This is a genomic window from Pauljensenia sp. C0254C2, from assembly GCF_056583835.1.
The window spans coordinates 46209-70775 of the sequence record NZ_JBWPJO010000006.1; the positions used below are offsets into that span (position 1 = coordinate 46209).

At 58.9% G+C, this 24567-nt stretch carries 21 protein-coding genes; 15 read left to right on the forward strand and 6 right to left on the reverse strand.

What is annotated here, in order from left to right:
* Positions 1–127: 127 nt before the first annotated feature.
* The 3 genes from AC1DA5_RS05975 to AC1DA5_RS05985 form a co-directional block, all read right to left on the reverse strand.
* A complete protein-coding gene (locus tag AC1DA5_RS05975; RefSeq protein WP_058237331.1) occupies positions 128–616 on the reverse strand; it encodes a septum formation family protein in 489 nt (162 codons plus the stop codon).
* A gap of 238 nt (positions 617–854) precedes the next feature.
* On the reverse strand, positions 855–1919 hold the full coding sequence (locus AC1DA5_RS05980; protein WP_058237330.1) for an inorganic phosphate transporter: 1065 nt from the start codon (positions 1917–1919) through the stop codon (positions 855–857).
* 4 nt (positions 1920–1923) lie between these two features.
* Positions 1924–2553 (reverse strand): DUF47 domain-containing protein, encoded by a 630-nt coding sequence (locus AC1DA5_RS05985; protein WP_058237329.1) that lies wholly within the window; start codon positions 2551–2553, stop codon positions 1924–1926.
* A 320-nt stretch (positions 2554–2873) separates the two neighbouring features.
* On the opposite strand from AC1DA5_RS05985, the gene AC1DA5_RS05990 reads away from it, so the two are divergent.
* From AC1DA5_RS05990 to AC1DA5_RS06010, 5 genes are all read left to right on the forward strand, one after another.
* Positions 2874–4703 carry a phosphoenolpyruvate carboxykinase (GTP) gene (locus tag AC1DA5_RS05990; protein ID WP_058237328.1) on the forward strand — a complete coding sequence of 610 codons (1830 nt, stop codon included), beginning with the start codon at positions 2874–2876 and terminating at the stop codon, positions 4701–4703.
* A gap of 218 nt (positions 4704–4921) precedes the next feature.
* The gene (locus AC1DA5_RS05995; protein WP_058237327.1) at positions 4922–5920 is read left to right on the forward strand and encodes an AAA family ATPase; all 999 of its coding nucleotides are present in this window, start codon (positions 4922–4924) and stop codon (positions 5918–5920) included.
* Positions 5921–5941: 21 nt separating this feature from the next.
* The gene (locus AC1DA5_RS06000) at positions 5942–6835 is read left to right on the forward strand and encodes a DUF58 domain-containing protein (RefSeq protein WP_058237326.1); all 894 of its coding nucleotides are present in this window, start codon (positions 5942–5944) and stop codon (positions 6833–6835) included.
* Positions 6825–7283 (forward strand): hypothetical protein, encoded by a 459-nt coding sequence (locus AC1DA5_RS06005; protein WP_058237325.1) that lies wholly within the window; start codon positions 6825–6827, stop codon positions 7281–7283. The genes AC1DA5_RS06000 and AC1DA5_RS06005 overlap by 11 nt, the downstream gene beginning before the upstream one ends.
* The gene (locus AC1DA5_RS06010) at positions 7280–8335 is read left to right on the forward strand and encodes a vWA domain-containing protein (RefSeq protein ID WP_480289549.1); all 1056 of its coding nucleotides are present in this window, start codon (positions 7280–7282) and stop codon (positions 8333–8335) included. The genes AC1DA5_RS06005 and AC1DA5_RS06010 overlap by 4 nt, the downstream gene beginning before the upstream one ends.
* 112 nt (positions 8336–8447) lie before the next feature.
* Here the strand turns inward: AC1DA5_RS06010 and AC1DA5_RS06015 are convergent, their stop codons facing one another.
* Entirely contained in the window at positions 8448–9911 is a 1464-nt protein-coding gene (locus tag AC1DA5_RS06015; RefSeq protein WP_082628594.1) for a carboxylesterase family protein, read from the reverse strand.
* 35 nt (positions 9912–9946) lie between these two features.
* Between AC1DA5_RS06015 and AC1DA5_RS06020 the strand changes: the two genes are divergently transcribed.
* From AC1DA5_RS06020 to purL, 8 genes are all read left to right on the forward strand, one after another.
* Positions 9947–10672 carry a TetR/AcrR family transcriptional regulator gene (locus AC1DA5_RS06020; RefSeq protein WP_058237322.1) on the forward strand — a complete coding sequence of 242 codons (726 nt, stop codon included), beginning with the start codon at positions 9947–9949 and terminating at the stop codon, positions 10670–10672.
* 295 nt (positions 10673–10967) lie between these two features.
* On the forward strand, positions 10968–11966 hold the full coding sequence (locus AC1DA5_RS06025) for a VWA domain-containing protein (protein WP_058237321.1): 999 nt from the start codon (positions 10968–10970) through the stop codon (positions 11964–11966).
* Complete coding sequence (locus tag AC1DA5_RS06030) at positions 11956–13158, forward strand: tetratricopeptide repeat protein (protein WP_058237320.1); 1203 nt, start codon at positions 11956–11958, stop codon at positions 13156–13158. Before AC1DA5_RS06025 ends, AC1DA5_RS06030 begins: the two co-directional genes overlap by 11 nt.
* A 265-nt stretch (positions 13159–13423) precedes the next feature.
* On the forward strand, positions 13424–14761 hold the full coding sequence (gene purD, locus AC1DA5_RS06035) for a phosphoribosylamine--glycine ligase (RefSeq protein ID WP_480289550.1): 1338 nt from the start codon (positions 13424–13426) through the stop codon (positions 14759–14761).
* A 46-nt stretch (positions 14762–14807) separates the two neighbouring features.
* Entirely contained in the window at positions 14808–15707 is a 900-nt protein-coding gene (locus tag AC1DA5_RS06040) for a phosphoribosylaminoimidazolesuccinocarboxamide synthase (protein ID WP_480289552.1), read from the forward strand.
* A 58-nt stretch (positions 15708–15765) separates the two neighbouring features.
* Entirely contained in the window at positions 15766–16044 is a 279-nt protein-coding gene (locus AC1DA5_RS06045) for a phosphoribosylformylglycinamidine synthase subunit PurS (RefSeq protein WP_058237317.1), read from the forward strand.
* A gap of 8 nt (positions 16045–16052) precedes the next feature.
* Positions 16053–16787 (forward strand): phosphoribosylformylglycinamidine synthase subunit PurQ, encoded by a 735-nt coding sequence (purQ, locus tag AC1DA5_RS06050; RefSeq protein WP_257525574.1) that lies wholly within the window; start codon positions 16053–16055, stop codon positions 16785–16787.
* A 156-nt stretch (positions 16788–16943) separates the two neighbouring features.
* A complete protein-coding gene (purL, locus tag AC1DA5_RS06055; RefSeq protein WP_058237315.1) occupies positions 16944–19343 on the forward strand; it encodes a phosphoribosylformylglycinamidine synthase subunit PurL in 2400 nt (799 codons plus the stop codon).
* Positions 19344–19436: 93 nt separating this feature from the next.
* Here the strand turns inward: purL and AC1DA5_RS06060 are convergent, their stop codons facing one another.
* Both AC1DA5_RS06060 and AC1DA5_RS06065 read right to left on the reverse strand, forming a co-directional pair.
* Positions 19437–20186, reverse strand: a complete 750-nt coding sequence (locus tag AC1DA5_RS06060) for a GntR family transcriptional regulator (protein ID WP_058237314.1) — start codon at positions 20184–20186, stop codon at positions 19437–19439.
* Between the two features lie 887 nt (positions 20187–21073).
* On the reverse strand, positions 21074–22084 hold the full coding sequence (locus tag AC1DA5_RS06065) for a LacI family DNA-binding transcriptional regulator (RefSeq protein WP_070727756.1): 1011 nt from the start codon (positions 22082–22084) through the stop codon (positions 21074–21076).
* A 264-nt stretch (positions 22085–22348) separates the two neighbouring features.
* Between AC1DA5_RS06065 and AC1DA5_RS06070 the strand changes: the two genes are divergently transcribed.
* The gene (locus AC1DA5_RS06070) at positions 22349–23629 is read left to right on the forward strand and encodes an ABC transporter substrate-binding protein (protein WP_157886393.1); all 1281 of its coding nucleotides are present in this window, start codon (positions 22349–22351) and stop codon (positions 23627–23629) included.
* 131 nt (positions 23630–23760) lie between these two features.
* Positions 23761–24567 carry a carbohydrate ABC transporter permease gene (locus AC1DA5_RS06075; protein WP_257590312.1) on the forward strand — a complete coding sequence of 269 codons (807 nt, stop codon included), beginning with the start codon at positions 23761–23763 and terminating at the stop codon, positions 24565–24567.

Here is a 24567-nt window from a genome sequence, read left to right on the forward strand (position 1 = left end):
CTCGCGGCCTACTGTCAGACATAGGGTGAGGGGTTGCCCGCCGGGTTTTGTATGCCGTGGGGCGCCCACGTCAATCACTGGCGAGGGCGCCCCACGATTATCGCGTTTTCAACCTTTACGCGGAGCATTACATCTTGGAATCCCTAACTGACTGATTCAGTGTCTGGCCAGTCTCGTGGAAAATGAGGCAGGAAACCACGCGGTCGCCTTCTTTCCATGAATCTTCAGATGGGCTCAACGGCGCCACGTCCAACTGCGAGGCTTCCAAAGGGACACCGACATATTCTTCGAAGTGCTTCGCGCACTCAACGGTGGCCTCATCCGACAGCGACTCAGAGTACTCCGGGGCGTCAATCTCATAGTCGTACATGACTTCGCCGACATGGGGTTCCGAGCATTCAACCACGGGCAGGGATTCCACGATCTCATCTTCAGGCGGGGCCTCGATACACTGGCCAACCTTCAGGTCAAAAGCTGACGTGTCGTTACCCGATCCGAGGAACGAACACCCGGCCAGCATGGATGCCGCCACTGCGAACCCGCATGCACTCAATGCTGCACACACGGTTCGTGATGTCGGGCGATGCGAAGAAGAAAGGTCTTGAAAGTTCAGCATATCGTTCTCACTTAGCGTCGCGCAGTCGCCCTCGTAAATGAGTGGATGAGAGGAAAACGCCACCTGCAACGGAGGCGACAGCTGAGTTGTCAGGACACTTTCATGGTATCGAACGGGGTATGAAAAAGATAGAGAATTTTCGACGAAAACCGGCGCGAAATTGTCGAAAAGTCCGGTGCGGACGCTCAGAGGGAGCACGTGTGATTCGGCGGGGACTGCGCAGCGAGCGTACGTGCTTCTAGACGATGCCAACCAGACCGTGGATGGCGAAGAACAGCACTGCCGCCACTGCCGCCGCAGCGGGCAGTGTCAGGAACCATGCGATCACGATGTTTCCAGCCACGCCCCAGCGCACCGCTGAGAATCGCCGGGTTGAACCCACGCCCAGAATTGCCGAGGTGATGGTGTGCGTCGTCGAAATCGGTGCGTGGAAGACGAACGCCGACAGGTAGAGCACGGCGGCAGAAATGGTCTCCGCAACGAAACCGCGTGCAGGATCCAGGTCGATGATTTTGCGGCCAAGGGTGCGCATGATTCGCCAGCCGCCCGAGTATGTGCCCAGCGAGATTGCGCCAGCCGCGGCGAGCTTGACCCACAGAGGAATCTGCATGTCGCCGGTGGCAGGGTCGAACACCTGGTGGGTCTCACCGTAGCCGCCTGCAATGAGGGCCATGACGATGACACCCATCGTCTTTTGAGCATCCTGCAGACCATGACCCAATGCCATTGCTGCAGCTGACAGTGTCTGCGCCAGGCGGAAGTTACGCATCGTGCGGTGATACGGGAAGTTTGCGAACAACCACAGCACAACCTTCATGAGGATGAAACCCAGCAGGAAGCCAATGACGGGGGAGGCAAACATGGGGACGATGACGTGCTGCACGATACCGGTCCACTTCACGGCAGTCGCGGACGCAAGCCCGGCACCGACCAGACCGCCGATCAACGCATGCGATGACGAGGACGGCAACCCAAACCACCACGTAATCAGGTTCCACGTGCAGGCCCCCACCAGGGCTGCCAGAACAATGACGAGGCCCTCGCGTTGCAGACCCGTATCCGTTGACAGAGAGTAGTGAGAGATGTCGATGATGCCTTCACCGATAGTCTTGGCTACTTCCGTGCCCATGAGCGCGCCGAAGATGTTCATGACGGCGGCCATGATCAAGGCGACGCGGGGGGTCAGCGCGCGGGTCGACACGGACGTCGCGATTGCGTTGGCAGCATCGTGAAATCCGTTGGTGAAGTCGAAAATCAGGGCGATGACGATCACCATTACGACAAGGATCAGATTGAGATCCACCGCTTCAGGACTCCTTCACGGCAATGGCTTCAATACCGTTGGCGAGGTCCTCAAATGCGTCGGTTCCTCGCTCAAGAACCTGCACGACGTCTTTGAGTTTGATGATGGTGACTGGATCCAGAGAGGAGTCGAACAGTGCTGTCAGAGTGTGACGGTAGGCCTTGTCACCCTCGTTTTCGAGGCGGTTGATCTCCACCCAGTAGTCACGCAGGTCAAGTGGAGACTTCAGGCCGGGCAGAGCGGTCGCGGTCTGATCTGCGCAGCGCACCAGAACGTTGATCTGTGCTGCGAGCAGCGTGGCGACGTCCTCGGGAATGTCGTCGAGGCCGTACAGCACGATCAGGTCGCCAGCCTCGTCCATGTAGTCCATGCAGTCGTCGAGCCGACCGGCAAGGAAGCCGAGGTCTTCACGGTCGAACGGGGTCACGAACGACATATTGAGCTTTTTCGTTAACGCATGGTTAAGCTCATCTGCCTCGTGTTCAATTTCGTGAAGCTTGTCGCGGAGGGCGACTCGCTCCAGGGGCAGTGAGCCGAGCATGGATCCCAGAAGATCGACAGCTGATACTAAAAGTGCTGCTTGCTTAGTGAGTAGATCGAAAAACGACGGCCCATCGGACTTACGTAAAGGCATACGGACTCCCAGTATTCACATGTCTGTCAGACATAGTTAACATTAGGGCAAATCGCTGCAAGTTTCACACAAGCAGTTAATTTCGCGAAATCCTCGCGCATACGTGCAGGTGTGCTGGCGAGCTAAATAAGGATTTTCGCACGCGTTTATTCTAAGGCTGGCGCGGAATCGTGCGCCAAACCGGCGGTGAATGTGGAGTCGGACACACCAGCGGTGGGACTATTCGCCCTAGCGAAAACCCCTATGGTGCGAGATGATGGGATCGTAGATCGAGGGCGTGACCGCGCCCTGGAGTACCGAGTGCCTCAGGAGGCAAAAGTATGTCCGTGACCGAACAAGATGTCCGCTCCGCAGCGCCATCAAATGCTCCCGAAGACGTCGTGAGTTGGGTGGCCGAGATTGCTGCTCTGACCACACCTGATGCCATCGAGTTCTCTGATGGCTCCCAGGAAGAATGGGATCGTCTGACTGAGCAGATGGTTGACTCAGGCATGTTCACGCGTCTGAACGAAGAGAAGCGCCCCAACTCCTTCCTGGCTCGTTCTCTGCCGTCTGACGTCGCCCGTGTCGAATCCCGCACATTCATCTGCTGCGAGAAGGAAGAAGACGCCGGCCCGACGAATCACTGGGCAGATCCCAAGGAGATGAAGGCAACTCTGAAGGAGAAGTTCACCGGCGCGATGAAGGGACGCACCATGTACGTGGTGCCGTTCTCCATGGGACCGCTGGGTGGCCCGATTTCCCAGCTCGGCATTGAGATCACCGACTCACCGTACGTTGTGTGCAACATGCGCATCATGACCCGCATGGGTGCCAAGGCTATGGACCTCATCAACGAGGGCAAGCCGTGGGTTCCTGCAGTTCACTCCGTCGGCAAGCCGCTTGCCGAGGGCGAGACCGATACCGAGTGGCCGTGCAACGACGAAAAGTACATCACGCACTTCCCCGAGACCAACGAGATCTGGTCTTACGGCTCCGGTTACGGCGGCAACGCTCTGCTGGGCAAGAAGTGCTTCGCACTGCGTATTGCATCGACGATGGCTCGCCGCGACGGCTGGATGGCGGAGCACATGCTCATCCTGCGCCTGACCTCTGAGAAGACCGGCGAGCAGTACCACATCACCGCTGCCTTCCCGTCAGCATGTGGCAAGACCAACCTCGCTATGCTGCAGCCGACCATTGACGGCTACAAGGTTGAGACCGTCGGTGACGATATCGCATGGATGCGCCCCGGTCCCGATGGCACCCTGCGCGCCATCAACCCGGAAGCCGGCTTCTTCGGTGTTGCCCCCGGAACGTCCTACAAGACCAACCCGATGGCAATGGAAACCGCCAAGGCCAACTCCATCTTCACCAACGTTGCACTGACTGACGATGGCGACGTGTGGTGGGAAGGCATCGACGGCGACGTGCCTGAGCACCTGATCGACTGGCACGGCAAGGACTGGACGCCGGAGTCCGATGCACCGGCAGCACACCCGAACTCACGTTTCACGGTTCCAGCATCGCAGTGCCCGATCATCTGCCCCGACTGGGAAGCACCAGAAGGCGTGCCGGTCACCGCAATCCTGTTCGGCGGCCGCCGCGCTTCCAACGTTCCGTTGGTTGCTGAGCAGTACGAGCCTGCACACGGTGTGTTCATTGGTGCATCCGTTGCATCCGAGCAGACCGCTGCTGCTGAAGGTTCAGTCGGCTCCCTGCGCCACGACCCATTCGCCATGCTGCCCTTCTGCGGATACAACATGGCTGACTACTGGGGCCACTGGCTGGAGATGCAGAAGGAACTGGGCGACAGGTTCCCGAAGGTCTACCAGGTCAACTGGTTCCGTAAGGACGAGGACGGCAAGTTCATGTGGCCGGGATACGGCGACAACTCCCGCGTTCTCGACTGGATCGTTCGCCGCGCAGCCGGCGAGGTCGAAGCCATCGAAGGCGTCACCGGCCTGTACCCGAAGTTCGAGGACTTCAACCTTGAAGGACTCGATCTTGACAAAGAGGCTTGGGACAAGCTGTTCTTCATCGATCCTGAGGCGTGGGAAGCCGAAATGGATGATACCGAGAAGTACTTCGAACAGTTCGGTGATCATCTGCCGGCAGAAATTACCGAGCAGCTCAAGAAGTTCCGCGATCGCATTGCAGCTGCCAAGTGACGATGCGATCTGCAGAACCCGCAGATCGGTGGTGCGTAGTCTCCCAGTGAGACTCGCAGCCTGAACGTTCAGGGGCTCGTCTGGGAAACCGGACGGGCCCCTTCGTCTTTATCTAGCCATCGTGATCTTCTCGAACGTAGACTAGCCTCAGCGGCGCATCAACCAAAGTGAGACAATGAGTGCGTCGATCGCACAGTTGAAGAAGAAAGATACTGTTCATGAGCCAGAGCCCGAACTATCTGACTGACGAGGAACTCTCCCACGCCAGAGACCTGCTGTCTCGGGTGGAACGCATTTTCGCTTCCCGTGTGGTGGGACAGGATGACCTGCGACGTGCACTGATCGCGTCACTGCTGGCACGCGGGCACATCCTGCTTGAATCCGTCCCTGGCCTGGCCAAGACAACAGCAGCCCAGACCCTGGCTTCAGCAGTATCCGGATCCTTCAGGCGTATCCAATGCACACCTGACCTCATGCCCAATGACATTATCGGCGCGCAGGTCTATAACCAGGCGACAGGCGAAATGGTCACGCAGCTCGGACCTGTTCACGCCAACCTCGTGCTCCTGGACGAAATCAACCGTTCCTCAGCGAAAACCCAGTCAGCCATGCTCGAGGCCATGCAGGAAGCTCAGACAACGATCGGCGGCGTGAACTACCCATTGCCCAAACCCTTCATGGTCATGGCTACGCAAAACCCCATCGAAGAAGAAGGCACCTACGTTCTGCCCGAAGCTCAGATGGACCGCTTCCTGATGAAGCAGATTATCACCTACCCTCAGCCTCGTGAAGAACTCGAAGTCCTCGAACGCATCGACGCGGGCACGATGGATGCGCAGATCCAGGAAGAACCGATCAGCCTCGAGGATCTGACAACGCTGCAGAAGATGACGAACCGCGTCTTCATTCACCACACCCTGAAGGCTTACATCGTTGACATCATCAACACCACGCGCGGCCAGGGTCCTCGCTACGTCGAGCCGGTGAGCAAACTGCTGCGCGTAGGAGCCTCCCCGCGTGGCGGTATCGCCCTGATGCGCGTCTCTCAGGCCCTCGCCTTGATGTCAGGTCGCAACTACGTCACCCCTGAGGAAATCAAAGCGATGCGCCATGCAGTGCTGCGTCACCGCATGATCCGCACCTATGATGCGATCGCTGACGGTGTGGACGTGGATCGCCTGATCGATTCTGTCTTCAACGCCGTCCCGGTGCCGTAAACACCCAGAAGGATCTGCATCATGGCATCAGGCACGTCTCGCGGCACGCTCCAGGCAATCGGCACTCGCGTCGAATTGCCTGTCATGCGGCGTCTCCTGTCGGTGATGGAAGGTCGGCACTCGTCCGAACGAACCGGGCGGGGCATGGAGTTTCGTGACATGGCGGTCTACCAGCGCGGCGACGATGTCAAGGACATTGACTGGAAAGCGACCGCCCGAGCCGGGGAACCCATCGTCAAGCGTCGTGAAGCAACCGCCAACGTGCAGATGATGCTGGTGGTCGACGCCGGGCGATCCATGGGCGCCCTCGCACCTTCGGGGGAGTCAAAGAACGAAGTAGCCCTGGAAGCGTGCCGCATTGTCGCGTGGCTGGCTTCCATGCGCGGCGACCAGGTAGGTATGGTTGCGGGCGATTCACGTCGTTTGCGGCACGTGCCCGCTCGCTCCGGCAACCAGCATGCGGAGATGATTTTGCGCCAGCTCAAGGCGAACATCGACCTGACAGCGCCTCCCTCGGACATGCACAGGCTATTGACGAGGGCGTTCGCCGCAACCCGCCGCCGATCCCTGATCGTCATCGTGACAGATGAGACGCGCCCGCAGTTGTCCGATGAGCAGGCCCTGAAACGCCTCACAGTGCGTCACCGCGTGATCGTCATGCAGGTGGGGGACATGCTGGCGGCATCCTTGCCGAAAGGGACTGAAGTGATCGACGTCAACGCCGGTCAGCTGCCTGAATTCGTCATCGGTGACAAGAAACTGGCGGAGCAGGCCGCGATCGTGGCGCGTCAACGCAAGCAGGCAGTGTCGGAGATGCTGGCGCGAGTGGGGGTCACTCAGGTGTCGATGGATTCGGTTGCGGCGGTGCCTGGTGCCCTTGTCACAGCGCTTGAAAGGAGCGGTCGTGCCCACTGATTCGCTGCAGGATACGCTGACCTACCCGCATTGGATGTGGATCACCGGCTGCGTCCTGATCCTGCTGGTCATTGCATGGCTGTCGATCTGCCTGTGGAGGTGGCGCAATGCGCGCGAAGCGGACCACCCCGAACTGATGACGATTTCACAGGCCGAAAAGAAACGCTACAACGAACTTCTCACGCAGATTGCCGCCCGGCAGGACGAGGGCGACCTGGACACACGCGGCGTGCACCTGGCCGTTGCCGGTTTGATGCGTGCGCTGGGAACTCAGCGAACGGGGCGTGACCTGGAAGTGGCCACCGTTGAAGAGATCCGCCAGCTGGTGCCCACGTGGACAGAGCTGGCTGACGTGCTGAACGCGTGCGAAGACCCCTCGTTCCAGGAGGAGAACCAGGCTGACACGCGTGCCGTGATTGCTCAGGCGCGGCGGGTGGTGGACTCATGAAATTCCCACTGTTTATTGCCGTCGTCATCGGCATTGTCGTTTTAGGGGCGCTGACCAGCTGGATCTTCTTTCGTGACCGGTCGCGCGCTCACCGCCACGAAGCGTGGGTTGCCAACAGTGGGTTCGTGCGGACGTTGCCGAAGTACCGCCAGCTGCAAAACCTTTCGCGCCTGGCGTTGCTGGGTGTGGTGATGCTGCTGCTGGGTTTGACGTTGAGCACTGCCGTGGTGGCGGCATCGCCGGTTGATCGGCGAGTGGATAACCACAGCGTGCAGTCTCGTGACATGATCATGTGCCTGGATGCGTCAGGGTCGATGCTGCCATACGACATGCAGATCATTGAAACCTTCGATTCGATTGTGTCGGGATTTGCCGGCGAGCGTGTCTCCCTGCAGCTGTGGTCGGGCCGTTCCTGGATTGTGTTTCCTCTGACCGATGACTACGACATGGTGCATGAAGTCTTTGCCGAGATTATTGACACGATCGATTCCGGCAACTTCAACATGCCGGACAGTTTCTGGGTCATGACACCGGAGGTGGAGCGTTTATTCCGCCACATCAATGACCCGAAGATCTGGGATATTGACCCCAACGACCCTGATCCGGACACCTCCGACATCGTCTCCTCGCAGTCGGGTGACGGCCTGGCGTCCTGTGTGTACGGCTTCGACCACACAGACAAGGAGCGCTCACGCACGGTCCTGTTCGCCACCGACAACATGATTCAGGGCACGCCTTTGTATACCCTGCAGGAGGCCACTGACCTGGCGATCGAGTACGGCGTGACTGTCACGGGCCTGTACCCGGACCTGTCCCTGAGCTTCGGTGAAGCAGAAGAGATGCAGGAGCAGGTCGAACGCACCGGCGGGCAGATGTACACGCTGGGTGATCCGAGCCTGACAGATTCGGTGGTGCAGGAGATCGAGGATGAGCAGACCGCCGAACTGTCAACGGGTGAGGTTGTGGAAACGGACCGGCCTGAAGGTGCTTTGTCGTTCGGCGGCTGGTGCCTGCTCGGCCTGCTTGCATTGGCGGCATGGATGCGCATCTAGCACCACTACCGCTCGTCAGGGTCATTGACGAGGGGACCGCGGCGCCACTGTCACGTGTGGTTGCTGAGAGTGCGGGCGCAGATGGCGCTGGAAAGGCGGACGCTGCCGGGCGCTAGAAGTACAGGCGCACCTGCGCGGAATGCGGATCCCACTGCGGCCACGGCGCACTGTGGTGGCGAATGAAATACACCCAGTCCTCATGCATGGAGAGACTGTCCGCGTCCAGTTCCCCGTCATAAACCGGCGCGTCGAAACCGTTGCGCAGCCTGGTGAGCGCGGATTGCGGCGGCTCGATGTCAGTGGGGAAGCGTACCAGCGCGGTCTGGGCTTCTGGATTGTGGTGCACATCGAATGAGAACGGCAGATCGAAGCAGTGCTGGGAGAGTTGACGCGGCCACGGCCATTGAAAACAGTAGCGCCAGGTAGCAGCGCCACCCTCGTCCCTGGACTGCAGGCAGCGACGAAGCGGGGCGTGGACGAGCGGCTCGGTGCTGATCGCTTGGTTCAGGATCTGGCGAGGGGCGCGCAAGGCGCTCCAGCGTGCGACGAATCGCCGGGCATCGTCCGCGGTCCAGCCGCACGTCTGCAGCGCGGAGGCAATGGCTGCGGCCTGCTCGGTGGTGGCCGGGTTAGTGCCTGTGCCGTTTTCACCTGCGAACTCGTGCGCCGTCGAACCGATCAGCAGTGGCACCGAGGTGTGGCCGGGCGTACGCGCAATTACGGCCGGGTGATCAGGCAGGACCGGGTCTCCGATGACGGGGCCGAAGGGGGAACGCTGCGGGCATTCGATGGTGAGCGGATCGCAACCGTCAGCGTCAACCTGCATCTGTGCCGTCTCGCCCAGCGCGATGATGAGGTGCTGTTGAGCGGAGTAGATGGTTTCCTCGCTCAGGGAACACCAACCGTCGAGGGTGGCGGGGATACCCGCTGCGAGGGCCATGTGTACGGCCGTGACGTGAGAGTCGTCAACGGTCAGCGTGATGGGCAGGGGAGATTGACAGATGGCGGCGTGGAATAGTCCCTCGGCTTGCCCGGATGCCATGAGTGCGTGGATGCAGGCTGCTCCCGCGCTGTGACCTGCCACGGTGACGTTATCGGGGTCACCGCCAAAGCTCGCGATATTGTCTCGCACCCAGGTCAGCGCCATGATCAGATCGAGCAGCGCTCTGTTCGTGGGCGCATCGGAGCCGTCGACCCAGCCGAAACCGTCGAAGCCAAGGCGATACGACACGCTGACCGTCACAATGCCGTCGCGGTTGAAGGCGTTCCCGTCGTGCCAGGGGGACGAGGGAGACCCTGCGACGTATCCACCGCCGTGGATCCACACCATGACGGGTGCGCGCGCATCGGTGCGGCCGGGATGAGGCGTAAAAACGTTGACCAGAAGCGTGTCATCGCCGGCGATTGACGGTTCAGGGATGGTGGTGACATCAAGGAGCGCGTGCCTCTGCGCAGTGGCGCCGGGGCGCGTGGCGTCGATGGGCTGCTCCCAGGGTGAGCGGCGCCGTGGGGCGAGGAAACGCAGAGGACCGGTCGGTGGCTGCGCGAAGCGTGAGGAGGCACTGGCGCCCGCAATATGGCCGCTTTGTTACTGTTTTGTAGCGTGACAGCATGTCGAAAACCGGTGAGCTGCGCATGGTGATTGAAAATGAGCCATCCTCGGGGAACAATCACACTATGGCCACACGCGAAGAACCACGAAAGCGCCGTCAGCCGGGACGTCCTCCCGCCGGCAGTGAAGACAAGCGCGCCCGAGTCCTGCACGAGGCGGTCGAGCTTTTCGCTCATCAGGGATATGCGGGAACATCTCTGGCGGAGATCGCGCGGGCAGCGGAGATCTCCAAAGCCGGGTTGCTGCATTACTTCCCGTCCAAGGATGCGCTTTTCGCGGCCGTTCTGACCCAGCGTGACCAGAAAACTCACGAGGAATTCCTCCTCGATTCGACCGACGACCCGTGGAAGCTCCTTGACCAGTGGGTGCACCTGATTGAACGGAATGTGCAGGATCCCACCGGGGTGGCGCTCTACTCGGTGATGAGTGGCGCTGCCGTGAGCGATGAGCATCCGGCTCATGAATGGTTTACCGGTCACCTCGCCACAACGATTGAAATGTTGACCCGCGCTTTTGACGAAGGGAAGAAAGCGGGAACTGTAAGACCGGATGCGCCGTCTCGATCTCTCGCGCGCTGTCTGGTAGCTCTTTCTGACGGACTGCAGGTGCAGTGGCTGGCGGCCCGAGCGTGCCACGACAAAGACAAGGCCACCGTGTTCGGCACGGATCTGGTCACCGAAACCCGCATGCTTGCGCAGGCGATCCGCAGCACGTGGGGCATGTAAGTCGAAACTGGTCGGGCGCTTCTTTGCGGGTCGCACCAATGTACTCGCGCAAGGGTGAGGCAGCTGTGATGACACGAGCGTAACGGATGGAAAACGACTTGAGCATCATGGGTCGTGACGGATGTTCCAATTCTCTGATTTCCGCTACTGTGGTACTTGCAGACCTGAGTTTCTGCGCGAGAAGTCCCCTATGGCGGAAGCGACCTTCACGGGGAGCATTCCTCGCAGGAGGTTTCCACTTGTGGGAACGGGTCGGCGCACCAGACAACCGAGCTGAGGCGAAGGAGATAGACGCGTGATTTTCCGCCCCATTATCTCCCTGTGGGTCCTCGCCATCTTCTTTATTGCATGCGTGGCACTGTGCGTCTGGGGCGCTCGCAGACGTGCGATGAGTTCGCGCGTGAATCTGGTTCGCCGCCTTCTGATCGTCTCACTCATGACATTCATGCTTGCCGGCCCGTCCATCAGGCAGGAGTCGCACAGCACCACCTCGGATGTTGAACTGTGGTTCGTCATCGACCGCACCGGATCGATGGCGGCCGAAGATTATGGTCCTGACCGTTTGCCGCGCCTCGACGGCGTCAAAGCGGATGTTGCCACGATCGTTGACCACATGCCTGCCGCCAGGTTCTCAATCTTCACGTGGGATCGTGACATTGAGCGTGTTTTGCCCGTCACCAGCGACATCGGCGCGATCGACTCGTACATGCAGATCATGGGCCAGGAACTGTCCTCCTCGTCCCAGGGCTCATCATTGGCGCGCCCTGTGAGTGACCTGCGCAGCTACCTCACCAAAGCTCAGGAATCGCGCGGCGGAAACTCGCGCTATGTCGTCGTCATGGGCGATGGGGAGAACACCGAGGATGCCTCGCAGGGAGTTGGGGACTGGCGTTCAGTGGCAGAGGCATGTGACGGTGCGCTGGTCATTGGGTATGGAACTGCCGAGGGGGGCCGGATGAAGGCGCGCTCACTCGATCAATCCCAATCCGGCTACATCCCCGACCCGCAGGACCCTTCCAGGGACGGGATCTCATCTGCTGATGAAGGTGCCTTGCGTGAGGTCGCCAGTCAGCTCGGTGCTGACTATGTCCATTCGCCCGATAACGGGTCGATTATTGACCATGCTGCTCAGTTCAACTCTGAGGGCAAGCTGATATCGGAGTCACGTGACACAGTTGAGGTGTACCGCTACTACGTCTGGCCGTTCGCATTGGTGTTTGCCGTGTTGCTGGCATGGGAAGCCTCGGCAATCGTGGCCCGCATGCGCAAGATGAGGAGGGCTCATGTCATCTGATCAGCCACCGTACGACTCTGCTTGTCCGCAATCCTCTGCGGGCGGAGCCAGTGCGCAGGCTCCACATGACGATGCCAGCGCGCATCCTTCGCGTGCAGGTGCGTCGTCACACGGTGGGCGCTCTGCCGGTAAAGCTGCGTCGAAGACCCGTGCCCGCGGGTCGCTCGCATTATTGTGGTGGACGTTGCCGCTCATGCTGATCGTCTTGCTGGCAGCGGCATTCCTGATCGGATTGACACTGTGGTCGCACGCATCTGGGGTGGCATACCGCTCCGGAAACTACGACAAAGCGATGGGCGGCTACGACGGTCAGATGACGGTCACTCAGCGCGGACCGGAGCGGTGGCTTGCGTTCTACAACAAGGGCACGACTTTTCTGGCTGAAGGCGAGGTTGACGGCGGTGTTTCTCAGTTGTCGACTGCGTTCGAGCTGGTGCCCAAGGCCGTCAAGAACGAGGACGGCACGATCGAGCCTTACTCCTATGAATGCATGGTCAGGAACAACCTGGCCGTTGGAAAAGAAATCATGGCTGACGGGCTGGAAGCTCAGGGTGATCATCTGGACGCACGTGATACCTACGACGAGGCGCTCGAGCTGATTCAGATTTGCCGGGCGCCCGATGACACCAGTCGGCCGCAAAGCGGTGACCAGTCTCAAAGCGGCGACGAGCCGCAAAGCGATCAGTCACAAAGTGGCGATAATTCCCAAAGCGGTGATCAATCCCAGAGCAGTGATCAGTCGCAAAGCAGCGACCAGTCGCAAAGCGGTGGCGGGTCAGATTCGGACTCCGGCTCAGATTCAGATTCTGACTCGGATTCCGACTCTGACTCACCTTCTGGTTCGCAGTCCGATCAGCAGTCCTCGCCGGCGGATCAGACAAATGACCGCATTTCACCTAAGCGCGATCGTGCGAATGACCAGCTGCCTGACGGTCAGAAGGATCGAAAGGACGGGGAACAGGACGATTCTGATGGCCAGGGTGGCGGCACCCGTCAGCCCCAGCCGAAGCCCGATCAAGGCAATGATCCGAACTCCACGCCTGCTCCAGAAAAGCGCGAAGATCCGTACGCGGATGAAACCCAGGAGGAGAAGGACCGCCGCGAGGAACTCAACCGGCGCTCGAAGGAAACCAACAGTGACGTCGATCCGTTGGATGGCAGCCGCGACACCAGGCCGAACGGGAAGTGGTGACACGACCGGCTCGGGCACCTCGGCGCGCTCGCTTCGCATGATGAGGGTGGCGGTTGAGCCTGTGCCTGCTCCACAGCTCGCAGCCGGCAGACTCTGTTCACGCTACACACGCATTGCAGCCGGCAACCCCCTCAGGCTGCTCCACATTTGTCCGGTCATATGTACTCGACATAGGACATGACAAAGCCTGTGGGGGTGACTGGTCTAACCGAAAGTAGGGGACTGAGGCGTCGTTTACGGCCTGACAGTTCGGTAGGCTGAAGGTGTGAAGGTTCTGCTCATTGGCAATGGTGGGCGCGAACATGCCATCGCGCGCGCACTGATCCGTACTGGCGCACACTCCCGTGTTCTGGCTGAACGCGGCACACCGCTTGAACTGTTCGCTCAAGCCGGAAACCCCGGAATCGACCGCATCGCCACGCCCGTGGACTTCGGTGATGCCAACCCCGCTGACCCGAACAGCTCGGACGCCATCGCGCAGCGCGCACGCGACCTGAACGCTGACCTGGTCATCATCGGACCGGAAGCCCCCCTCGTCGCCGGACTGGCTGACGCGGTTCGCGCGCAGGGCATCGCATGCTTCGGCCCAGGCAAGGAAGCCGCCCGCCTCGAAGCATCAAAATCTTTTGCCAAAACTGTCATGGACGAGGCCGGCGTCGCCACTGCCCGCTCCTTCACCTGTCAAACAATGGATGAGGTCGACCAGGCGCTCCGCACATGCACCACCCCTCACGTTGTCAAAGACGATCAACTGGCCGCAGGCAAAGGTGTGCTGGTTACCGCTGACTCTGACGCTGCACGCGAACATGCGCGCCACTGTCTGGATCGTCCCGACGGTGCCGTTGTCATCGAGGACTACCTCGATGGGCCGGAAGTCTCCCTGTTCTGCATCAGCGACGGTACACACGTCGTCCCACTGGTTCCGGCACAGGACTTCAAACGCCTTCAGGACGCCAATGAAGGGCCGAACACCGGTGGAATGGGTGCCTACTCGCCGCTGCCGTGGCTCCACGACGGACTTGCCGACGAGGTTGTTCGCACCATCGCAGAACCAACGGTGCGCCGCATGGCGCAGCGCGGCATACCGTTCACCGGTCTGCTGTACTGCGGGCTGGCGATGTCCTCGAACGGAGTGCGTGTCGTCGAATTCAACGTCCGCTTCGGTGACCCGGAAACACAGGTCGTCCTGGAGCGCCTCGAATCCCCACTGCTTGACCTGCTCGACGCAGCATCGCGCGGTACCCTTGACCAAGTCGCGGCCCCGACCTGGAGTGACGATGCGGCAGTCACCGTCGTCCTGGCCTCACCTGGATACCCCGTTCGTGCGCGCACCGGCCAAACGATCCGCGGAGCCGAAGCCGCAGAGGAACTCCCCGGAGTCCACCTCATCCACGCCGGCACGAAAAGTGTCGGCGCAGCGCAGGACAGTGAAGCGCACGCCACCCTCGTCGCTGATGGGGGACGCGTACTGGACGTCGTGGCGCGTGCAGCAACCATTGACGAGGCGCGGCGCGCAGCGTACGAGGCAATCGGGCGCATTGACTTTCCTGAATGTCAATTCCGGCGCGACATCGCGCAATGGCCAGACGGACTCAGCGCCTAGGCGCACGCATATCAGCAGTTCAGCGCAAGGAGTGAGGGAGAAGAAAATGAGTGAGGCAGTCGAACTGGACGGGTGGACACACGTTAATTCTGGCAAGGTGCGTGACCTGTACCAAAGTGAGGACGGGCGCGTACTCCTGATGGTCACGTCGGACCGTATCAGCGCCTACGACTATATTCTGCCCACCGAAATCCCCGGCAAGGGCCTGGTGCTGACAGGACTGTCGACGTGGTGGATGAACAAGCTCGATTCGATTGTGGGGAACCACCTGCTTGATGAGCCGGTGCCCGCCCAGGTCGCAGGGCGCGCAGTAGTGTGCAAGAAGCTCACCATGTATCCCATCGAATGCGTGGTGCGTGGATACCTGACCGGCTCCGGTCTGGCGGAATACAAGCAGTCCGGCACAGTGTGCGAGATCCGCCTGCCGGAAGGCCTGACCGAAGCTTCGAAACTGCCTGAACCGATCTTCACCCCCGCAGCCAAGGCTGAACTGGGTGAACACGACGAAAACATCTCCTTCGAGCGTGCAGCCGACATGGTGGGGCGCGACGTGGCGGCAGCGCTGCGCGACACGTCCATCAAGCTGTATTCGGAGGCGGCGCGCATCGCTCGCGAGCGCGGCGTCATCATCGCTGACACCAAGTTCGAGTTCGGTGTGGATCCTGACAGTGGCGAGCTGGTCCTGGCTGATGAGGCACTCACGCCGGACTCGTCGCGTTTTTGGCCCGCCGACCAGTGGGTTGAAGGCCAGGTGACCCCCAGCTTCGACAAACAGTATGTGCGCGACTGGCTGACCTCCGCAGAATCCGGGTGGGATCGCGCCAGCGGCGAGCAGCCGCCGCGCCTGCCTGACCGGATCGTTGAGGCGACACGTCAACGCTACGTTGATGCGTACACGCTGCTCACCGGTCAGGCACCGGAACTGGGTAACCAGCCACGTCAGTGAACCGTTTGACAGAACTACCACATTAACCGCCGACACCTTAAGAAACCAGGAGGACCCAGTGGGCCGAATCATTGTTGAAGTGATGCCGAAACCAGAAATCCTTGACCCGCAAGGAAAAGCAGTCGGATCCGCACTGCCGCGACTGGGAATTTCAAGCTTCACATCTGTGCGTCAGGGCAAGTGCTTCCACCTGGATGTGGAGGGCGCCGTCACGGATGAGCACCTCGCCCAGGCACGCCGCGCCGCTGAAGAAGTCCTGTCAAACCCGATTATTGAGGACGTCGTGCGCGTCGAAGAACTTCTCGTTGACGAGGGCGCTCACGGTGATGCGCAATGAGTCCGAAGGTGAAAATCGGAGTCGTGACTTTCCCGGGCACGCTCGATGACCAGGATGCGGCTCGCGCTGTGCGTCTGGCCGGAGGTGAGCCGGTGCGCCTGTGGCACAAGGACACGGACCTGCAGGGCGTGGGCGCAGTAATTCTGCCCGGTGGCTTTTCCTACGGTGACTACCTGCGGTGCGGCGCCATTGCAGCGGTGTCCGCCATTATGGGGCCGATCGTTGACGCGGCCCGCACAGGCATGCCGGTGCTGGGCATCTGCAACGGTTTCCAGGTTCTGTGTGAGTCACACCTGCTGGAAGGCGCACTGATCCGCAACACGCACCAGAAGTTCATTTGCCGCGATCAGACGCTGCGTGTGGAGAACGCGGACACCGCGTGGACCTCGAGCCTGACGCAGGGACAGACGATCACAGTCCCACTCAAGAATGGCGAAGGCTGCTTCCAGGCTGACGCCGACACGATCAAGCGGCTTGAGGATGAGGGTCGCGTCGTGTTCCGCTACGTGGATGTCAATCCGAACGGGTCGGCTCACGACATTGCCGGCATCACGAATAAGCAGGGCAACGTTGTTGGCCTCATGCCGCACCCCGAGCACGCCGTGGAAAGCGGTTTCGGACCGGTTCGTCGCGCGCAGCGCTCGAAATCATTCGGCGGGGACGGCTCCGTTGAGGTTTCCGGACATGGCGGCACCGACGGCCTGACACTGTTCGCTTCCGCACTGGCCACATTGGTGGGGTAAGTGAGGCATGACGACGCAGCGGCGTTCGCCCTCGTCCATGACCCCGCTATCCACAACCCATACACAATTTGATCCACAGGGAAGCAGGCGCGACGGCGCCACCGTCCACAAGCATGTGGACACAGCCTGTGGACAACTGAGAATCTGGAGCTTGACATGACCCCCACACATGACGCTGACCGCGGCGCGGCAGGCGCGCCTATCCCGGTCGAAACCCCCGACACCGTTGAGGACGCCGCGCGCACGCCCGACACAGCGATGCCCTACCGCGAACTCGGCCTGAAAGACGACGAATACCAGCGCATCTGCGAGATCCTGGGACGCCGCCCCACCAACGCGGAACTGGCCATGTACTCGGTGATGTGGTCCGAGCACTGCTCATACAAGTCCTCGAAGAAACACCTGGGCGAACAGTTCGGCAAGAAAACCACTGACGACATGCGCGAACACCTGCTGGTCGGCATGGGACAGAACGCCGGCGTCGTCGACGTCGGCAACGGCTGGGCTGTGACATTCAAAGTCGAATCGCACAACCACCCCTCATTCGTGGAACCCTATCAAGGTGCTGCCACGGGTGTGGGCGGCATCGTCCGCGACATCATGTCGATGGGTGCACGCCCGGTAGCCGTGATGGACCAGCTGCGTTTCGGCGCACTCGACCACCCGGACACCGCCCGTGTCGTGCACGGCGTGGTGGCCGGTGTCGGCGGATACGGCAACTGCCTGGGCCTGCCGAACATCGGCGGCGAAACCGAGTTCGACCCGTCCTACCAGGGCAACCCGCTGGTCAACGCCCTGTGCCTGGGCGTGCTGCGTCACGACGATATCCACCTGGCGAACGCGTCCGGTGAAGGCAACCTGGTGGTGCTGTTCGGTGCACGCACCGGTGGCGACGGCATCGGCGGCGCCTCGATTCTGGCGTCGGAAACCTTCGACGACGGCATGCCCACTAAGCGCCCCTCGGTGCAGGTCGGTGACCCCTTCATGGAAAAAGTGCTGATCGAATGCTGCCTCGAGCTGTTCGACGCAGGCGTGGTGCAGGCCATTCAGGACCTGGGCGCGGCGGGAATCTCGTGCGCCACCTCGGAACTGGCTGCCAACGGCGATTCCGGTATGCATGTGGATCTTGAGAACGTGCTGCTGCGTGACCCGACCCTGACAGCCGGTGAGATCCTCATGTCCGAATCGCAGGAACGCATGATGGCGATCGTGACCCCTGAAGATCGTGAGCGCTTCTTCGAAATCATCGACAAGTGGGACGTGGAAGCCGCCGTGATCGGCACGGTCACCGGTGATGGCCGCCTGACGATCGACCACTTCGGCCAGCGCATCGTGGATGTGGATCCCAAGACCGTGGCGAATGAAGGACCGGTCTATGACCGCCCGTACGCGCGTCCCGCATGGCAGGACGAGCTGCAGGACAACACTGTGGAGGCAGCCGGCTTGGCGCGCCCGCAGACTGCCGCCGAGTTGGATGAGGCGCTGCGCACGGTGCTGTCGGACGTCAACCAGGGGTCGAAAGCGTGGGTGACAGATCAGTACGACCGTTACGTGCAGGGCAACACGGCGCTCGCGCAGCCCGATGATGCCGGCGTGGTGCGCGTCGACGAAGAAACCGGTGCGGGCGTGGCGCTGTCAACGGACGCGAACGGCTGGTTCACCAAACTTGACCCGTACGAGGGTGCCCGCCAGGCGCTCGCGGAAGCCTACCGCAATGTCGCGACGGTGGGTGCTCGCCCCGTGGCAATCACGAACTGCCTGAACTTCGGTAATCCGGAGGATACGGACGCGATGTGGCAGCTGGTCACCGCGATGGAAGGCCTGGCTGACGGTTGCGTGGAGATGGGTGTGCCGGTGACCGGCGGAAACGTCTCCCTGTACAACTCCTCGGGAACGGAAAAAGGTCAGTTTGATTCCTCGATCAACCCCACCCCGGTGGTCGGCTTGCTGGGCGTGATGGATGACGTGCGTCGCGCAAATCCGTCTGGCTGGACCGCTGAAGGGCTGGCTGTGGTGCTGCTCGGCTCCACCCGCGATGAGCTGGACGGGTCGGCGTGGGCACGCATCGTGCATGATCACCTCGGTGGCCTGCCCCCGAAGGTTGATCTGGAAGCCGAGATGGCATTGGGCCGAGTCCTGGAAGCACTGTCTGCGGCTGACGGCCCTGATGGACAGCCTTTGATCCGCGCGGCACATGATCTGTCGAATGGTGGTCTGATCCAGTCGCTGGTGGATTCGGCGCTTCGTTTCGGCATCGGCGGCAGTTTCGACATCGCGCAGGCAGCTGGCATCGCAGGCGTGGATGACTTCGTCATGTTGCTGTCTGAGTCGCAGGGCCGAGCGATGGTGGCCGTGGCCGAAGAATCCTTGCCGGCGGTGTACGCAGCTGCAGAGGCTGAGGGCGTGCAGGCGGCGCGCATCGGCACGACCGGTGGCGACATGGTGGTGATCACCGGCGGTGACGTACTGACTGATTCAGGCAACGGCAACGGCTGGATGGCTGACATCACCGAGCTTCGCGACATGCAGGAAAGCGCGCTGCGTTCGCGTTTCTAGGTCGCCGGTTCGCGGCGGTCGGGCGCCCTCGTCAATAACTCTTTTTGGAGAATTGGCGAGGGCGACGCCGTGTGTTGATCGAATCGTCGGGCGTCAGTTGGATCGCTGCGCGCGGACGACGCGTGCGCTCATCACTGCCGGGTTCTGATAGATCAGCGTGACGGCAACGGCCAGGCCGTCGCGCACTTCGGCGGTTTGAGTGGATCGCAGGATGGGGGTGCGCAATTTGATGCCGAGCGTTTCGGCAACTGCCAGCGGAGCGCATATGGCTTCCACAGTCGCGTCGTTGCGTTCGATGCGGATACCCCATTCGTCGGTGAGTTTGGTCAGCGTGGTCACTGACTCGATCATCGGGCTCGGATCCAGGTCAACGCCGTCAATGCTGAGCGGAATGTGATCGTAGACCAGCATTGCGGGAGCCCCATCCACACCGATGACGCGCGTGATGCGCCAGCATTCCTTCTCAGAGGTGGGTGGCAGAAGCGCGCGCACAATCGTGGGTGGCGTGACTTTTTCGCACGCGGTATCCAGGTAGGAAACCTGGTGGCCGCGCTGGACGAATGTGCCGAACACGGTGTCGATTGACTGGACGTCGACGAAGACCTGGTCAATGTGCTGAGGGAGCTCGGCGGATTTGCGCACGAATGTACCGGCACCCCAGCGGCGTTCCACTTTGCCTTCAAGCCAGAGCTGTTCGAGGGCTGCGCGCACAGTGGTACGCGACACCGACAGCAGTGTGGCGAGGTCTTTTTCCGAGGGAAGACGGTCACCGGGCTTCAGATGCTGGTCGATGTGAGATCGCAGTTCCTGGCATGTCCTGGCGGACAAGTGTGTTTCTTGCATCAGGGTCATCTTATTGCAGTACGGCGGGTTTTTCCCTGTGGCGTCGGTCGGGCACACCGCAGGTTAGCACCTCCGTGAATCTTCATGCAGCTCACGCCAGTTTTAATAAATTTCGTGTGCAAAACCGACGTGTCTAGGTCTCACGGAAGCCACGTGTACACGCTCAACACGGATGTTCTTGCTGGAGTGCTCTTGCTGGGAGATGTTGCGTTGACAACGCGCCGCAAGCGCAGTGATGTGAAGTAACACTGTAGGTTTGCTCCCGGGCTGAGGCAGGGGAGCGGGCACACCCTCATGCGGGGTCACATGTGACCAATGCTGCGTCAAGTGCGCCCGATGCGCGTGATGAGCCACTGTTGAGAAGACAGAGTCTGCTGCGCTCAAAACCTCCTTTCTATGGTCGAGGCAGCTTATGCAACAGATTGGACAGCGACTATCAAAAGAAACCACACTTGCGAAACCTAGAGTAGTCACCTACCTGTGTGTCGCTTATCTTTCAGCCCGCATTCGGACTAGGTGGATATACGCCCAGACATGCAGCCGCCGCCAAGATTAGGCCCATGGTGAAAGGGCTAAAATTTAGCGGTAAAAATTCTGGCACCCTACAAAAGTCCATACGCAAAATGGCTGGGAAGAGATCGTGATACTGGCTTCGAGACAGTAGTGTTTGAAACCGTTGTCAGGATTACAAAGCCTCATACGAGAGCAAGCGGATGCCTAGTGGCATTGTAGACCAATTCGCGAAAACTAGCTTCTGTGCGTGTCAGCGAATAAATGCCAGGTGATTGCATGTGTTTGAAGCAGAATCGCGTAGCTTGTGGCAAGGGATAGTAGCTTTCAAATTAGATAGCTGCTTGTGTATCAGCGTGAAAGGAATCCCGCTTCAGTTATAGTGGTTGTGTACGTGAAATCTCTCCTGAGCCGCGCTTGATCAGCCGCGTCGATACCACAACCGACTGATCCTGAACCCGATTGTTCTCAAGCATATCCATTAGGATGGCGGTAGCAATTTGTCCGATCAAAATTGGATTCTGCGCAACTGCAGTCATACCTGGATCCAGTTCTGCGGCAAGTTCTATATCGTCGAATCCAACCATTGCTATTTCTTCGCTACGCTTGGTCGCTCGAAGCGCTTGAATAATGGCCACATTAATTCGGTTTCTGGAGCCAATGAACGCGGTGGGTGGATTATTGGATTCCAAAAGCGATACAGCTGTCTCTCTCGCCTGTATTGGGTCAAATTGGTCGAGGCGAATAATAGCCTCAGTGGTGTCTATTGTTGCCTCCTGAAGCCCTGCTAGGAATCCATCGCGACGAGCGGTCATCGGAACCGAGGCTTCGTCTCCTAAATACGCTATACGTCGGTGTCCATACGAAATCAAGTGACGCGTGGCTTGTCGCATTCCGTCATAGTTGTCCGAGATAACGGAGGGAATCTGCTCGAAGTCGGATGGACGGTCGACGATAACGATCGGTAAACCGGTTTCTGCCGCTGCACCCAGATACGATTGGTTTCCTGGTGGAGGTGCGATAATCAAACCATCGATTTGGTGTGCGCGCATTGTCATGACGAGCTCGCGGGCGTAATCCCGATCGTCATCATTACTCGCCGTAAGAGTTAGAGATCCAGAGTCGCGAAGAGATTTTTCGATTGAGCGATGAAGCTCTGCAGAAAATGGGTTCGCGACGTCTCTTAGAATTAGCCCAATTGTCCAATGGGTGCTCTTTTTCCCCCTCAGCTTAGATGCTGACAGGTTCGGCACGTATCCGAGCTGCTCAACCGCGCGAAGTACACGCTTCCGCATAGTAGAGTTAACGTTATCAGTTCGATTTACGACCCTTGACACCGTCATTGGACTAACCCCTGCGGCTTTGGCAACATCCTTTATCGTAATCATCGTTCTTCAATCGTAGCATGGTCTATTTGCTCAACATTAAAGGCTTTCGAAGGCTCGTCTCGAGGAGTGGTGGAGGGTCGAAAGCCCGAGAGGCCTCAGCAAAAATAAGGCTGCTTTTACTTGGGCAGAGGTTTCGCGTAGTCTTTCGTGATTTGCGTATAGCAACGATGCGAGGTAACGTTACCTCTGCGGATGGGCTTCCGTAATATTGATTCTTAGAAAGGGACGATGATGTCGAGAATTCGAACTGCATGCACTGGGATTATGGCTCTGAGCATCATGCTTTCTGCTTGTGGAAGCGCAGGTGGTGAGTCATCTAATGCAACGTCTGGTGAGGCGAAAGCGTCCGGGGAGCTGGAAGGGAAATGTACAATTCTACAGTATGAGACAACAGCTACTGCGCAGTACAAGGGGTGGCAAAAAGGGCTGGCAGAGTTTCAAGAAGAGAATCCCTCACTTGATGTGGAGTGGTCGTCGACCAATTTTGAGTCTTTCCGCTCGAACGCGAAGGTTCTGCTTTCGGGAGGAAACGTGCCTGATGTTGTGCTCGTTAACACGGGTAATGCGGATGCGGGCCAGTTAGCATCCCAGGGACTTCTTGATCCATTGACGGACCTTGTGGAGGAGAATGGCTGGGATAAGGAGCTGAATGGGGCTGTATCAGCCCTAGCAAAATACGATGATAATGGTAATGCGGGAGCTGGTGAATGGTATGGCGTGCCGTCGACTGCAAGTTACTATACATTTTACTACAATAAAGACTTGTTAGCTGAGCATGGCATCACTGAAATGCCAAGCTCAATGGCCGAGCTAGAAACAGTGTTCGATGATTTGCTAAAGGCTGGGGTCACGCCAATTTCCTCGAATGCGGGCGAGCATGCTGTATTGCAGACATGGTGGCAGCTGATCTCGCAAGATGCTTCGCGAGAAGAAGTCGACAACTTCATTCTGCTCGCCGGCCCCGCAGACATTACGGGCGGTGCGTTTGCAGAGGGGACGAAGCACCTCGAAGAGTGGATTAGCAAGGGGTACTTGGGTCATCAGCTTGCTGGACTGAAAGGTGATGATATGGAGCGAGCCTTTATTGCTGGCGAAATGCCTTTTATGGCAAGTGGCACTTGGTCCTTTACTCGAATCAACGAAGAGGCTCCGTTTGAATGGGGATTGTTGGAATTTCCCGAAGCGAAGTTAACGGCGGGAACCTCGGGACATTTGTGGGCGATTCCGAGCGACGCTAAGAACAAGGAATGCGCGAAAGCGTGGATAGAAAAGACTCTGAGTGAATCGGTTCAAGGTGAGATTGCAAGAATTGGTGGAATTCCGGTCGTGGTGGATCCGTCGACTATTGAAGATGAACGCATGAAAGAAATGAATGAGACGTTCCAGTTGTTAAAATCTGAAGATCGCCTGTCTTTCTACCCTGACTATCCAGTTCCCGGACTTCTTGATTATCAGATGGCTGGGCTGCAGGGACTTGTGTCTGGATCGCAGAGTGGCGAAGAATTCCTCGCAGGAATGAAAGACTACTACGAGAGTAACAAGTGAACTTAAATAAGTTAATGCTCTATCGAAAGAAGCGACCTATGAGATGGAGAGATAAAGAGCGACGTAGTTATTGGGCCTATTTATCACCATTGGCTATCGGTTTTTGTGTAGTGGTCCTACTTCCTCTCATCGTGAACACACTTTTGAGCTTCTATAGCTGGAAGGGTGGTAAGGCTGAGATGAAATGGGTTGGAGTGTCAAACTATGTAGATCTAATGCATGATAAACTATTTTGGTCATCTTTTGTGAACACTATATACATGATTTTCGCGATAGCGATTATACCGACTGTGATTGGTTTGATCCTGGCGGCTACCCTGTTTGACTTTATCGGCAGGCATTTTAATAGTGCGATAGCGTCATTTTTGAGGGCCACATATTACATTCCGCAGATTTTGCCTGTCGCCGTGGCGGGCGTCTTATGGAGTTGGATTTTAAACACTAGAGATGGAGCACTAAATGAGATACTCCGTGGTGTAGGTACAGGACTCGCGCCTGACTGGCTGGGGAACACGGACTTAGCGCTGTACTCAATCATGTTGATGATGATATGGCTGCAGATCGGATATCCGGTTGTGATATTCATGTCAGGTTTGCAGAGAGTTGATCCGTCTCTGTATGAGGCAGCTCAGTTAGATGGAGCGGGCTGGTGGAAGCGATTCAGGCATATTACCATTCCGAACATCCGTGCCGACATTTTCGTTGTTGTTCTGACAGCAACTATCGGCGCGATAAAGTTGTTCGCGCCTGTGATGGTGCTGACCCGTGGAGGACCTGAATTCTCGACGTACGTCCCTTCTTTCTTCTCGTACAGGAACTTCTTTGAGCTATCGAAGGTTGGCTATGGAGCGGCATCTGCGACTGTCTTGGCGGTAACGATCTGCGTCATAGCTGGTGGGCTTGTCTATTGGCAGTCGAAGGCAATTGAGGAGGAGTAA

Coding starts and splice junctions, on each gene's coding strand:
- AC1DA5_RS06010 (WP_480289549.1), top strand. CDS start 7,280: ATGAAATTCCCACTGTTTATTGCCGTCGTCATCGGCATTGTCGTTTTA.
- AC1DA5_RS05995 (WP_058237327.1), top strand. CDS start 4,922: ATGAGCCAGAGCCCGAACTATCTGACTGACGAGGAACTCTCCCACGCC.
- AC1DA5_RS06030 (WP_058237320.1), top strand. CDS start 11,956: ATGTCATCTGATCAGCCACCGTACGACTCTGCTTGTCCGCAATCCTCT.
- AC1DA5_RS05985 (WP_058237329.1), bottom strand. CDS start 2,553: ATGCCTTTACGTAAGTCCGATGGGCCGTCGTTTTTCGATCTACTCACT.
- AC1DA5_RS06020 (WP_058237322.1), top strand. CDS start 9,947: ATGTCGAAAACCGGTGAGCTGCGCATGGTGATTGAAAATGAGCCATCC.
- AC1DA5_RS05990 (WP_058237328.1), top strand. CDS start 2,874: ATGTCCGTGACCGAACAAGATGTCCGCTCCGCAGCGCCATCAAATGCT.
- AC1DA5_RS06060 (WP_058237314.1), bottom strand. CDS start 20,186: ATGCAAGAAACACACTTGTCCGCCAGGACATGCCAGGAACTGCGATCT.
- AC1DA5_RS06065 (WP_070727756.1), bottom strand. CDS start 22,084: ATGATTACGATAAAGGATGTTGCCAAAGCCGCAGGGGTTAGTCCAATG.
- AC1DA5_RS06070 (WP_157886393.1), top strand. CDS start 22,349: ATGGCTCTGAGCATCATGCTTTCTGCTTGTGGAAGCGCAGGTGGTGAG.
- purL (WP_058237315.1), top strand. CDS start 16,944: ATGACCCCCACACATGACGCTGACCGCGGCGCGGCAGGCGCGCCTATC.
- AC1DA5_RS06040 (WP_480289552.1), top strand. CDS start 14,808: ATGAGTGAGGCAGTCGAACTGGACGGGTGGACACACGTTAATTCTGGC.
- AC1DA5_RS06000 (WP_058237326.1), top strand. CDS start 5,942: ATGGCATCAGGCACGTCTCGCGGCACGCTCCAGGCAATCGGCACTCGC.
- AC1DA5_RS05975 (WP_058237331.1), bottom strand. CDS start 616: ATGCTGAACTTTCAAGACCTTTCTTCTTCGCATCGCCCGACATCACGA.